The organism is Onishia taeanensis (assembly GCF_003268885.1).
GTDB classification, from domain to species: Bacteria; Pseudomonadota; Gammaproteobacteria; order Pseudomonadales; family Halomonadaceae; genus Onishia; species Onishia taeanensis_A.
This window is the reverse complement of sequence record NZ_QLSX01000010.1, coordinates 20,678-33,559: the sequence shown is the minus strand read 5'-3', so window position 1 is coordinate 33,559 and position 12,882 is coordinate 20,678. Positions and strand designations below refer to the sequence as shown.

Here is a 12,882-nt window from a genome sequence, read left to right as displayed (position 1 = left end):
ACTATTTCCTTCATGCGCACTATTTTCTTGATACTCGCCAAGCGCGGTAGGTGCGCCGAGGGTCTTGCCCTCAGCTCGCGTCCCAGGTCTCAGGTCGCCGCTAGCTTTCCGCCCGCGCCGGCGCCTCCAGCCGATGATCAAGCAGGGTCCGCCAGCGCATGAGTACCGGCGCATCGCTGACGCTCACGCTACCCAAAAGCTTGCGGAACGCATCACGCGCGGCCACATCCTGCGGGTCCACCAGCGTCAGCCAAAGCTCCAGGGCATTCAGCTGTTGATGGAGGTTATCGTGCTCGCGGGCCTGCTCCAGCGCCTGCTCGGCCAGACGGCGCACTTCCTCGACCGGATGGCCAAGACGGTGGCGCACCCGCGCCAGCTGAATGGCCAGCTCCGGCATGTAGAGCGAGCTGCGCTCCTGCGCCACCAGCAGGCACTGATCGAGATAGTCTTCGGCGCGCTCGAACTCTTCACACACGACCAGCGCATCGATCCACCACAACATCGGCGTCTGGTAGCGATGACGGCCAGAAATGGCATCGAACTCCTCCATGCAGGCCTCGATCACCTTGAGCCCTTCACGATCACCCGCCAGCGCCTTCTCCCACCCCAAGAGACTCTGGGACGACATCTGCCATAAGTGCAGATCCGGCGTGCCAGTGAGTTCGAAGGCACGCTGCGCACGGCGACTGACCAGATGCACATGCCCCAGCTGTCGATAGACGGCAGCGGCATACATCAAGGCCATGGCAAGCGAGCCCGGATGATTGAGGCTTTCGGCGAGACGAATCGCCGCCTCTGCCTGCACCTCTGCTCGGCGATAGTCGCCACGCAGGCACAGCGCCCAGCCCTGATAGCAGGCAGCAGCCACCTGAGGATGATCGGAGAACGGCAGCCACTCGATCATCATCGGCTGATGCAGCGGATCGACCTCTTCCAGGTGAGCGTAGGCCTGACGGATGCTTCCGGCCCAGTATTCGCAGCTGGCTCGGGCATAGTCGGCCAGACGCAGATAGCGAGGGTCTTCGAGACGAGCAGCCAGCCCCGCCAGCTGAGAGGCCAGCGAGAAGGCATCGGCATGGGCATGCCGCTGACTGCAGCCGACCCAGAGCCCCCATTTGACCAGGAAGCGCTGCTCGAGATCGCTCTCATCGTCGGCCTGCTCCTGCTGAGAGGCCTCCTGCGACGCTTCCTGAGATTCCTGCTGGGCCGCCAGCAAGTCTCGCGCTCGCACGAAGCTTTCATGCGCAGTGGGCGAGGCATGCCCTTCCATGGCGAAAGCCGCCTGACCGCGCACGGTCAGCAGGCTGATCTCTCGCTCGGCGCTGTCTTCGACCTGGCGCAGACTGGCCAAGCCCTCGTCGGCCATCTTCAGGGCCGTACGATTGGCACTGACCTTGAGCGCCTCGCGGGCCGCCAGCTCGAAGTAACGGGCACCGCGAGCATAGTGCCCGCTGCGTCGCAGATGAGTGGCAAAGTCGCCCGGATGGCGGCTGATCCAGATCGGGAAGCGCTCTTCGATCAGGCTGACCACCTGGCGATGAATGGACACCCTGACATCCCGCGGGCATGAAAGGTACGCGGCTTCCTGAAGGAGCTGGTGGCTGAACTGGTATTCGCACTCGGGCGAGGACGTGCAGGGTTCGATGACCTCGAGGCGCAACATCTGTTCAAGTGCCTGCTTGAGTCGCGCGGCCTCCCAGCCGCTGCACTCCGCAAGAAAGTCCATGCGGAACTGACGCCCCAGCACGGCGGCGATCTGGGCCACCTCCCGGTCGGCGTCAAGCTGATCGATACGGCTCGCCAACAGGCCCAGCAAGCCCTGCGGCAACTCATCGATCTGCACGCTACGCCCTTCGCGACGCTCCATGTCCAGGCGACGACAGATCTCCTGCAAATACAGCGGCACCCCATCGCAGCGCTCGATCAACTGGCTGCGCAGGCGCGGGCTGAGATGCAAACGGTAGCGTCGCGCCAGCTGCGAAAGCAGGTTCGAAGACTGCTGATTGTCCAGGCGACCCAGCGTGATCTGCTGGTCCCAGTGCAGCTTGGAAGGCAACGATTCGCGACCGTGGTGGCTTGCCACCAGCAGCAGCGGACAGTTGATCGGCAAACGCGTCTGCAGAGCGGCGAGCACCTTGTAGGACGGCTCATCGAGCCACTGCAGATCATCGAGCATCAAGACCAGCGGACAGTCCTGGGTCAAGGCCTCGATCAGCTGCTGCAGCAACCTGGCCACCAGTTCGACCGCCTCGCCGCTCTGGATCAGTATCGCCTCGTCGCTGTGGCAGATGCCCAGAGCCTCGGCCAGCAGCCGGCGCTGGTTGTCATCGATCTCCAGCGCCGGATACCCCTCCAGCAACTCATCCAGCAGCGCTTCGCTGGGCTCTGCTTCCAGGTGCCAGCGCAGCAGGGTGCGCGCCACGCTGTAGGGCGTCTGGGCAGCCATGCGTGTCGCAGGCTGCCAGCAGATGGCCGCTTCACGGCTCTGTTCGAGCTGGCGAAACGCCACCATCAGCGCCGACTTGCCCATGCCCGAGGGGCCGCGCACCAACACGCTCTGGCGCAGGCCGATGCCTGCCCGAGCGAGGGCGTCGCGCAGCTTGCGCAGATCGGACTCGCGCCCCACCAGGCTCGGCGGCATCGCATCGCGGCCGCCCTCGTTGACCCCAAGGACCAGCGCCCGCAGCTGGACCTTGCCGTCGCAGGCCACCAGCCGCGAGGTCAGTCGAGGCTGAAGATCCAGCGCCGGCGGCATGTGCTGGCTGGATTCATGAGAGATCACCAGCTCACTGCCATCGGCCGCGCCCATCAGTTCCAGAGAACGCTGGGTTACCTGACCGAGCGGGTCCACCAGCTGGCGTTCAGGCACATAGACCACCCGACCGCTGTTGAGCCCGGCAGACAGAGTGAATCGCGGCATCTCGCCTTCACCGGACCAGCGCCGCTGACTTTCTTCGGGCAGCGTGGTACGGCAGTGCTCGTAGAGCGCGACCAGTTCAGCGAGCTGATGCGCCGGGCCATGCGTGCCGAAGCAGGCAAGGCCCAGCCCACCGGTAGCGCCGGTCAGCCAGAAGCCGCCCAGGTGATGACATTGCTCTTCCAGCCAGCGCAGCAGCTCTATCTGCAGGCGCAAGCAGGCGCAGGTCTCCGAGCGGTCCTGCCAGTCGCCTTCAAGCTTCAGGCGAATCGCCATGACCGACAGCTGTCGCTGCTCGATTTCATCTTCCTGAAGAGGCGTACTGTCGGCGGCCATGGCCCGAGAGAAAGCACCCTGCGGCGTGATCGGCGAAAGCTCTGACTGGCTGTCGGACCAGTACCTGGCCAGCTGGAGAAAGCTGAGGTCAGGCTGCTGACCGGACAGCGCCAACAGCTGCAGATAGGCGTTGTACTCTTCATGAGCGGCCGCCGACTGCCCCTGCTCGGCCAGTTGTCGCACCAAGCATTCGTGGAAGGGGCCGTAGCCGGAAAACCGGCTGACCAGGGTTCGCAGCAGCGACTCCGGCACATCGTCATGTTCTTCGATGACCGTTTCGGCGAAGGCGATGACCCGCTGGCGCCACTCGTTGCGCACCTGGAGGAGCCAGCGCTGAAACTCAGCGCAGGGGGTGAGCTGCAGCTCCTCGACGAGATCGCCACGATAGGCGTCGAGAATGGCTTCCAGCGTGGGAATATTCGCCACCCCATCGAGCAGATCATGCAGCTCATGAAGGTCGAAGGCCCAGTGCTCGGGCAGCTTGAAGGCGATCGTCTGGCGGGAGACCACCAGCACCTGGTCGGCCTCGTCACCCAGTGACTGGCGAAGACAGTGAAGGGCATGACGCAGATTGGTTCGGCCGGATGACAGGCCCTGATCCGGCCAGAGAAGCTCGGCCAGGGTCGCTCGGTTGACCGGCTGGTCATGGAGCAGGAGGTAGACCAGCAGGGCCTTGACCTTGTCATAGCTGAACTGGGTCAGGCAGTCCTCACCCAGGGTCAGGGAAAAGTGTCCGAAAAGCGCTAACTGCTCGTTGACTGAGGGTTCCCGCATCGTGTTGGTACCTGCGTTATTATCTTGCTGGCTCGGACAACTACGACACCCTTACGCGAAGTGAGCCTGCCGAACCCTTTGTTGTGTTTACGCGGCTGCGTATCGTCCCCGGTATCCTTGACCGGGTCACATCTCTGGCTGGCCTTCACGCGCGTCTTCTTGCTGTCTCACCACCTTAACGCAGGCACTCCCTCAGGCTGCGGCAGGTACGCCACTGTGAAAACGGAATACCTCATCCGGCTCACAGATCAGCTGGCGTTCGCAGTCGGCGAAGAAAGTAATGCGCGTTTCCACGCTCTTATCATTCGCCTCTGCGGCATAGCGACGGGCCAGCATCAGATAATCTTCGTAATGGCGTCCTTCTGACTTAACCAGACTGCGATAGAACTTGGCAAGCTCGACATCGAGATGAGGGATCAGACGAGCGAATCGCTCGCAGCTGCGCGCCTCTATATAGGCACCGATAATCAGGATATCCACCAGCCGCTCCGGGTCCTCGCGGCGCACATGACGACGCAGCCCCTCGGCGTAGCGTGACGCGCTGAGGTGGCGATACTCGATGCCGCGAGCCTCCATCACACGAATCACCTGCTCGAAGTGCAGAAGCTCCTCCCGCGCCAGCTGCGACATCTTGGTCAACAAAAGCGGACGATCGACATAGCGATACATCAGGCTCATCGCCGTCGAGGCGGCCTTCTTTTCGCACTGCGCATGATCGATCAGCAGCAGGTCCGGGTGGGCAAGCGCCGCTTCGATCCAGGCATCAGGCGTCTCGCAGGTCAGAAAGTCCCGCAGTTCGGCGGGTAGCAGGTCTTCCACAGTATCTTGCATTGTCTCTCAGATCGTCAGGGTGATAGTGAGGATGATAGTGAGGGCGATAGTCAGGGTCATTGATCAGGGCGATCAAACGTGGGCTCTATCAACCAATCCCTACCAACAAGGCTCTATGAAAAAGGGCTCAATAAAAAAGGCTGAGTCATCGTCATCATGAGTGCCGGGGCATGGCGAGGGTCTGTCATGACAAGAATCAGGTCGATGCCTGACGCCGGGCCTCGGCCACTGCCATCAAACGCGGCACCAGCTGGGCGTGCAGCGCGGCGGGCGACAGACCCTGCCCCTCTCCCACCGCCTCGAGTCCGTAGCGTGACAGGTCATTGATGCGATCGCGCCCCACCCGCAGAAGCTCCACCGCCTGAGAAAGCGGCGGCTGGTCGTCGCGATGACGGATGCGATGACGATCTAGCTGGGTCTTGAGCATGTCGGCATCGACCACCCGCAGCAGCTCCCCGGCCGCCGCCACCCGCAGCGCATCCAGCTCGGCAAGACGCAGGTCCCGCTCATCAAACTCATAGGTAGGCCAGTCGCGGATTTCGTCGGAATGGCGCTGGCAGCCCCGGCAGACATCGTCACCGACGGTGGTCGAACACAGCCCGACGCAGGGCGAAATGATTCGGCGTGTCATGACTCTCCTTCTTTGCTGCCCGCTATCTTACCCGGCTCGACGGTTCCACGACACTCTTGCCGTGTCCCTTGTCAGGGCTCTTGCTAGTGCTCGATCGCGCTTGGGGCCCGCATCGCACCGAAAGCACAGCAGGCCATGCAAGGCCGCGTCATCCGGGCGTCACTTGCCAACCCCACGACCAAGGTACGAGGCCTGACAACGGGGGCTTGCTTAACATTGTCGACAAACTCAGGTAAACTTTTATGCCTCCCGCAAGACGCATAACGAAAGTCCCGGAGCGTCACGATCGACGATCATTTTTTGCCATGTGTCGTCGGCAGGCCACGCTCTGGAAGATCAACTTGATGAGGGTCCCTCCGTGCTTGAAGCCTATCGCCAACATGTCGAAGAACGCGCCAGCCAGGGCGTGCCGCCCAAGCCGCTGAATGCCGAGCAGACCGCCGCACTGATCGAGCTTTTGAAGAATCCGCCGGCCGGCGAAGAAGAGTTCCTGCTCGAGCTGCTGACCGATCGCGTGCCGCCGGGCGTCGACGAGGCCGCTTACGTGAAGGCAGGCTTCCTGACCGCCATCACCAAGGGCGAAGCCGAGTCCCCGCTGATCGACAAGACCCACGCGGTCAAGCTGCTTGGCACCATGCAGGGCGGTTACAACATCGTCTCGCTGGTCGAGCTGCTCGACGACGAGAGCCTGGCCAAGGAAGTGGGCGAACAGCTCAAGCACACCCTGCTGATGTTCGATGCCTTCCACGACGTGGAAGAGCGCGCCAAGGCAGGCAATGCCGTGGCCAAAGACATCATCCAGTCCTGGGCCGACGCCGAGTGGTTCCTGGCCAAGCCGGCCCTCGAAGAGAAGATCACCCTGAGCGTCTTCAAGGTGCCCGGCGAGACCAACACCGATGACCTCTCCCCGGCCCCGGATGCCTGGTCACGCCCGGATATTCCGCTGCATGCCAACGCCATGCTCAAGAACCCGCGCGACGGCATCAACCCGGAAGAGCCCGGCACCACCGGCCCGCTCAAGCAGATCGAGGAAGTGAAGGCCAAGGGCTTCCCGGTCGCCTACGTCGGCGACGTGGTCGGCACCGGCTCATCGCGCAAGTCCGCTACCAACTCCGTGCTGTGGTTCTTCGGCGACGACATCCCCAACGTGCCCAACAAGCGCGCCGGCGGCTTCTGCTTCGGCGGCAAGATTGCCCCGATCTTCTTCAACACCATGGAAGATTCCGGCGCCCTGCCCGTCGAGATGGACGTCGAGAAACTCGAGATGGGCGACGTCATCGACGTCTATCCGTACGAAGGCAAGGTCTGCAAGCACGGTACAAACGAAGTGGTCAGCACCTTCGAGCTCAAGACCCAGCTGATCCTCGACGAAGTCCGCGCCGGCGGCCGTATCCCGCTGATCATCGGCCGCGGCCTGACCGGCAAGGCCCGTGAATCCCTGGGCCTCGAGCCGTCCGACGTCTTCCGCCTGCCCGAGCAGCCGGTCGACACCGGCAAGGGCTTCACCCTGGCCCAGAAGATGGTTGGCAAGGCCTGCGGGCTGGACGGCGTGCGTCCGGGCATGTACTGCGAGCCGAAGATGACCACCGTGGGCTCTCAGGACACCACCGGTCCGATGACCCGCGATGAGCTCAAGGACCTGGCCTGCCTCGGCTTCCAGTCCGATCTGGTGATGCAGTCGTTCTGCCACACCAGCGCCTATCCGAAGCCGGTCGACGTGGAAACCCACCACACCCTGCCCGACTTCATCATGAACCGCGGCGGCGTCTCGCTGCGCCCGGGCGACGGCATCATCCACTCCTGGCTGAACCGCATGCTGCTGCCCGACACCGTCGGCACCGGCGGCGATTCCCACACACGCTTCCCGATGGGCATCTCTTTCCCGGCGGGCTCGGGTTTGGTGGCCTTCGCCGCCGCCACCGGCGTCATGCCGCTGGACATGCCGGAATCGGTACTGGTGCGTTTCAAGGGCAAGCGCCAGCCGGGCGTGACCCTGCGTGACCTGGTTCACGCCATTCCCTACTACGCCATCCAGAAGGGTCTGCTGACCGTCGACAAGTCCGGCAAGAAGAACGCCTTCTCCGGTCGTGTGCTGGAAATCGAAGGCCTTGAAGACCTGACCGTCGAGCAGGCCTTCGAGCTGTCCGACGCCAGCGCCGAGCGTAGCGCCGCCGGTTGCACCATCACCCTGGGTGAGGATTCGGTCTCCGAGTACCTGAAGTCCAACATCACCCTGCTCAAGTGGATGATCGACGCTGGTTACGGCGACCGTCGCACCATCGAGCGCCGTATCCTGGCCATGGAAGAGTGGCTGGCCGATCCGAGCCTGATGCGCGCCGACAAGGACGCTGAGTACGCCGAAGTCATCGAGATTGATCTCGAAGACGTCAAGGAACCGGTACTGTGCGCCCCGAACGATCCGGACGATGCCCGCCTGCTGTCCGAGGTCGCCGGCCGCCAGATCGACGAAGTCTTTATCGGCTCGTGCATGACCAACATCGGCCACTTCCGCGCCGCCGGCAAACTGCTCGAGAAGCAGCCCGCCGGCAGCCTGAAGACCAAGCTATGGCTGGCACCGCCGACCAAGATGGACCAGCACCAGCTGACCGAGGAAGGCTACTACGGCATTTACGGCCGCGCCGGCGCCCGCATGGAAATGCCGGGCTGCTCGCTGTGCATGGGTAACCAGGCGCGCGTGGCGCCGAAGTCCACCGTGGTATCCACCTCTACGCGTAACTTCCCCAACCGCCTGGGCGACGGCGCTGACGTCTTCCTCGCCTCTGCTGAGCTTGCCGCAGTGGCAGCGGTAGAAGGCCGCCTGCCGACGGTCGAGGAATACCAGGGCTACATGGGCGAGTTCGATGCGATGGCCGGTGAAATCTATCGCTATATGAACTTCCATGAAATCGAGGAGTTCCAGAAGGCTGCCTCGAACGTGATTCCGGTCGCCGAAGCCTGAGACCGGACATCACACTAATCGACGATGCTCGCACCATCGCCGGTTTATCACGCTGCTGACGTATTCACGTTGCAGTCAGTAAAGATAACCCGGAGTCGATGACCGAAGCGCCCCGCCCTGCGGGGCGCTTTTTTTTGACCATGTGCGTTGGCGATGCGCCATCAATCACAACAAAAACTCACCCGACGTTACCGAGCAAACCTTGTTATCGAACAGTGTTCTGCTTATATTCCGAGGGCTAGTCAATCAACCGTACTGCCCGTGTTTCCTCGGCAAGATGCACCAACGCTGGGACGCCTAGGTCAACCCAGATATCGCCATCAAGGAGAAGCCCATGAAACTCCGTACTCTGTTTACAGCCTCACTCGCCACTGGCCTGTGCGTTTCAGCACCGGCCGTGCTCGCCGCTCCGAGTGCCGAAGGCCTCTACCTGGGCCTTGGCACGGGTTTCAGCTCGCTGGAGAATGACCGGGAGGACGTCGACAACTTCATCAAGTCCGGCTCCGAAGACTTCGATGTCGACGACGATGACAATGTCTTCAAGGGATTCGTCGGCTATGAGCTCAACCCGTATTTCGCCACCGAGGTCTTCTACGCCGACCTTGGCCGCACCCGCCTGAAAGGCAACAACGTCGCCAACACCGACCTCGAGTCCAACGCTTACGGCGTCAACGTTGTCGGCCAGCTGCCGATCACCCCCTGGTTCACGGCCTTCGCCAAAGCCGGCTTGGCAAAGTGGGAAACCAACGTCGATGGCAACCTTGGCAACTCCAGCCTGGATCTCGAGGATAACGACGGCACCGATCCGGTCTATGGCGTCGGCGCTCAGTTCAACTTCGATCCTTTCCTGGTCCGTGCCGAATACGAGCGCTACGACCTGGACAGCGACTACCAGATCGACACCTTCACCGCCTCGGCAGGCCTGCGCTTCTGATCACGCGAAGATAGGCCAGCGGAACAGAACACGCCGGGCCCAGGCCCGGCGTTTCTATGTCCCATCGCGGGGTTCCACAACGCCAAGGTTGTGGCACCATCAGGGTTCCAGCTCAAGGAGAATCCCATGACTTCCATCATCACGCCCGATATCTGCGACGCCTACCCGGACGTCGAGGTGCTCGAACCGATCTTCGTCAACGTCGGCGGTCGCGACGCCTTTGGCGGCCCGGTGCGCACCGTCAAGTGCTTCGAGGACAACTCGCGGGTCAAGGAGGCCGTCGCCGAGCCAGGTAACGGCGCCGTGCTGGTAGTGGATGCCGGTGGCTCGCTGCGCTGCGCGATGCTTGGCGACATGCTGGCCGAGCAGGCGGCCAGTAACGGCTGGGCGGGCGTGGTGATGTACGGCTGCGTGCGCGATGTCGATGTGCTGGCCGAGACCGATATCGGCGTCCAGGCCCTCGCTGCCCATCCCCGCAAGAGCGAGAAGCGCGGTGAAGGTCAGCGAGATATCACCGTGAGCTTCGCCGGCGTGACCATCACCCCCGGGCAATGGCTTTACGCCGACAACAACGGCATCCTGATCGCCAAGGAGCAGCTTAACCTGAAGGGCTGACCCAATCGTGGCAAGCTACTCGAGCACCGTGATCGCGCATCGCATGGTGGAAGAAACTGCGCTTTCGCCCTCAGCGGCGCCTGTCCGGCGCCGCTGATCTGGTTAGGCTCGGTCATGATTAGGCTAGGTCAGCGCAGGATGTCGCGGATCACTTCAAGAATGATCTCATTGGCAGGGTCGACCAACACGGCATCCCTTCCCACACGGCGCCACTCATAGTCGTCGTAATAAGGCAGCTCACGGCGCACGCGTTCATCGAAGTTTCTGGCAATGCCGGGAGGCAGCGGCTTGCCGCGCTCCAGGTTCATGCGGATGCCGGGCGGCAGGCTATCGCGGTCGTCATGCTCCAGGTACTCTCGCCGGCTGCGGAAGATCTCGCGTATCTCGCGCTCGTCGAACCTCGGCCCCCACATACCGTCCTGATCACGCTCGCGCTCGTGATACTGGTAGCGGTCTCGCTCCCGGGATTCATCGCGATAACGATCCCCCTCACCGGCCAGGCCCTGACCGTGCTGGCCCCCGCCGTGCCCTCTTTCTTGGCCGCGATGCCCCTTGTCATGTCCATCGCCCGGGGCTTTCCAGGATGCCTGGCCTTCGCCCTGACCGTGGTCAGGCTTGGCCAGCAGTGGGCCAGACGCAAGTACCAGCCCTAGGGCAGCGCCAAGCAGCAGAGCAGAAAAGAATCCTTTGCGTTTCATTACACACCTACGATGGGAAGACATACCCACAGTCTAGTTCCAGATTGGGCCGAGAAAGTGCAAGAACGGCATCGTCATCAGCAAAGAACCGTTATCATTGTCGACTCGTTACGTGGTGTTCCTCCTACTGTCTACTGCTGGAGATTGTTTGATGTATTGTCGCTCACTGCTCGCTGCTGCCGGCCTTGTTCTCGGCGCCGTCAGCCCCCTGGCCCAGGCCGACAGCCTGCGTCTTGGCATAGGCGAATGGGCCACCGGCCAGGCCAGCACCTATGTCTTGAAAGCGGTCCTCGAGGACGCTGGCCATCAAGTGGATGTTAGTTCGGTGAGCCTCGCCGCCATCTGGCAGGGACTCTCAGTCGGCGAACTGGATGCCTTCAGCGGCGCCTGGCTGCCGGTCACTCAGGCCAGCTACCTCGAAGGCATGGCCGATAAGATCGATGACCTTGGCCCCAACCTTACCGATGCCCGCGTCGGCCTGGCCGTGCCGAGCTACGCGGACGCCACCTCGATCGCCGACCTGTCGGACGCCGGTGAGACGTTTGGCCAGCGCATCCACGGCATCGACCCGGGCGCCGGCATCATGAGTCTGACCGAACAGGCAATGGACGCCTACGGCATCGAGGACTGGCAGCTGGTCGCGGGCAGCGATGCGGCCATGAGCCAAACCCTCAAGACCGCAATGTCACGCAAAGAGCCGATCGTCGTCACCGCCTGGGCCCCGCATCCGGTCTTTTCGGACCATTCGCTGCGCTACCTCGACGATCCCCAGGGCATCTATTCAAGCAACGAACAGATCCACACCGTGACCCGCAGGGGACTCGCCGAGGAGAAGCCAGGCATCACCGCCATCCTCGATCGTTTTCAGTGGACCCTCGCGGACATGCAGGATTTGATGGCCGCCAACCAGGCCAACGGCGACTATGAGGCCAACGCCCGGGCCTGGGTCGACTCGCACCCGGACCTCGTCGCTACCTGGCTCGGCAATAGCGTTGGCGATAGCGTCGAACAGAACGTCGACGAGAGTCTCAACAACGACGACTGACGCCACATTGCCGCATGACGTGGCGAAGAACGAAAAGCGCCCGGCCAATTGAATTGGTCGGGCGCTTTTGATTGGAAGCGTCAACATGCTTATAGGTCGGTACGCTCCCGCCCCCGGCGCACCCGCACGATATCGGCCATCACCGCGAGGGCGATTTCCGCCGGCGTCTTGCTGCCGAGCTTAAGCCCGATCGGCATCTGGATGCGCGCAAGCTCGGCTTCCCTCAGGCCACCGCTGCGTTTCAGGCGCTCGGCCCTAGCCGCGGAAGTCTTCTGTGAGCCCATCACGCCAATGTAGAAGGCCTCGGTTCTGACGGCCTCGATCATTGCCAGATCATCGATACGCGGATCATGGGTCAGCGCCACCACTGCGGTGGCCCCGTGACAGCCGCCCCCGGCGATGAAGGCCGAGGGCAGCGTCTCGACCCGCTCGACGCCGGGCAGCGAGACTCCTGCGAAGATATCGGGACGGGGATCACAGAGGATGACCTCGAACCCCAGCCGCACGGCAAACTCGGCGCAGGCCTCCGCCACCGGGGACATACCGGCCAGTACCAGCCGGGCCGCCGGGCCGACGCGCAGTTGCACCTGACCCGGTGCCTCTTCGCTGCCCACTGCCGGCAGCACCACCCGCTCGCCAAGGCCAGAATCGTCTTCGAGCTGCGACTGGCCGCTGGCCAGATCAACGTGACGAAGCTGCGGCCGCTGGCCCGTCAGCGCGGCCTCCAGGGCCGTGAGGTGTTCAAGGGTCTCTTCACCCGGTGACAGGCGTTCGACCAGCACATCGAGGATACCGCCGCAGGGAAGCGAGACACCGGGCCCGTCCAGCCCCCCTTCCTCACCATCAACGTCGCCATAGCGCACACACTGCACCGGCGCCTGAAAGGCGCCATCGGACAGCCGCGCCAGGAAGTCTTCCTCGACGCAGCCGCCGGAAAGCGAGCCCACATGGCGACCGTCTCGAAGCGCCACCAGCCAGGCGCCGGGCTCTCTGGGCGAGGAGCCGAAGGTCGAGAGCACCGTGCACAGCCACAGCGTCTGCCCCTCTTGCGCCCAGGCAAGGGCCTGGCGGATCACCGTCAGATCAAGGTGTTGCATGATAGGTCTCACTCGGGAAGGCCCCGCCCGGACGTGCCGGAACGG

9 protein-coding genes are annotated in these 12,882 nt (G+C 63.0%); 4 read left to right on the top strand and 5 right to left on the bottom strand.

The genetic code is table 11. The features are described from left to right. Positions 1 to 100: 100 nt before the first annotated feature. The 3 genes from BCL93_RS13380 to BCL93_RS13370 form a co-directional block, all read right to left on the bottom strand. Entirely contained in the window at positions 101 to 4,027 is a 3,927-nt protein-coding gene (locus BCL93_RS13380; protein WP_112055773.1) for an AAA family ATPase, read from the bottom strand. A gap of 192 nt (positions 4,028 to 4,219) precedes the next feature. After that, complete coding sequence (locus tag BCL93_RS13375) at positions 4,220 to 4,858, bottom strand: tRNA-(ms[2]io[6]A)-hydroxylase (RefSeq protein ID WP_112055772.1); 639 nt, start codon at positions 4,856 to 4,858, stop codon at positions 4,220 to 4,222. A 196-nt stretch (positions 4,859 to 5,054) separates the two neighbouring features. Next, the gene (locus tag BCL93_RS13370) at positions 5,055 to 5,489 is read right to left on the bottom strand and encodes a DUF1289 domain-containing protein (RefSeq protein WP_112055771.1); all 435 of its coding nucleotides are present in this window, start codon (positions 5,487 to 5,489) and stop codon (positions 5,055 to 5,057) included. A 358-nt stretch (positions 5,490 to 5,847) separates the two neighbouring features. On the opposite strand from BCL93_RS13370, the gene acnB reads away from it, so the two are divergent. The 3 genes from acnB (at position 5,848) to rraA (ending at position 9,997) form a co-directional block, all read left to right on the top strand. Next, positions 5,848 to 8,448 carry a bifunctional aconitate hydratase 2/2-methylisocitrate dehydratase gene (gene acnB, locus BCL93_RS13365; protein WP_112055770.1) on the top strand — a complete coding sequence of 867 codons (2,601 nt, stop codon included), beginning with the start codon at positions 5,848 to 5,850 and terminating at the stop codon, positions 8,446 to 8,448. A gap of 334 nt (positions 8,449 to 8,782) precedes the next feature. Further along, entirely contained in the window at positions 8,783 to 9,382 is a 600-nt protein-coding gene (locus tag BCL93_RS13360) for a porin family protein (protein WP_112055769.1), read from the top strand. A gap of 126 nt (positions 9,383 to 9,508) precedes the next feature. After that, a complete protein-coding gene (gene rraA, locus BCL93_RS13355; protein ID WP_112055768.1) occupies positions 9,509 to 9,997 on the top strand; it encodes a ribonuclease E activity regulator RraA in 489 nt (162 codons plus the stop codon). Positions 9,998 to 10,125: 128 nt separating this feature from the next. On the opposite strand, the gene BCL93_RS13350 is transcribed toward rraA, so the two are convergent. After that, positions 10,126 to 10,695, bottom strand: a complete 570-nt coding sequence (locus BCL93_RS13350; protein WP_112055767.1) for an anti-virulence regulator CigR family protein — start codon at positions 10,693 to 10,695, stop codon at positions 10,126 to 10,128. Positions 10,696 to 10,846: 151 nt separating this feature from the next. On the opposite strand from BCL93_RS13350, the gene BCL93_RS13345 reads away from it, so the two are divergent. After that, on the top strand, positions 10,847 to 11,740 hold the full coding sequence (locus BCL93_RS13345; protein ID WP_112055766.1) for a glycine betaine ABC transporter substrate-binding protein: 894 nt from the start codon (positions 10,847 to 10,849) through the stop codon (positions 11,738 to 11,740). 89 nt (positions 11,741 to 11,829) lie between these two features. Here BCL93_RS13345 and BCL93_RS13340 read toward each other — a convergent pair whose 3' ends face one another. Next, positions 11,830 to 12,837: an XdhC family protein gene (locus tag BCL93_RS13340; protein ID WP_112055765.1), complete on the bottom strand. Its 1,008-nt coding sequence runs from the start codon at positions 12,835 to 12,837 to the stop codon at positions 11,830 to 11,832. Positions 12,838 to 12,882: the final 45 nt, after the last annotated feature.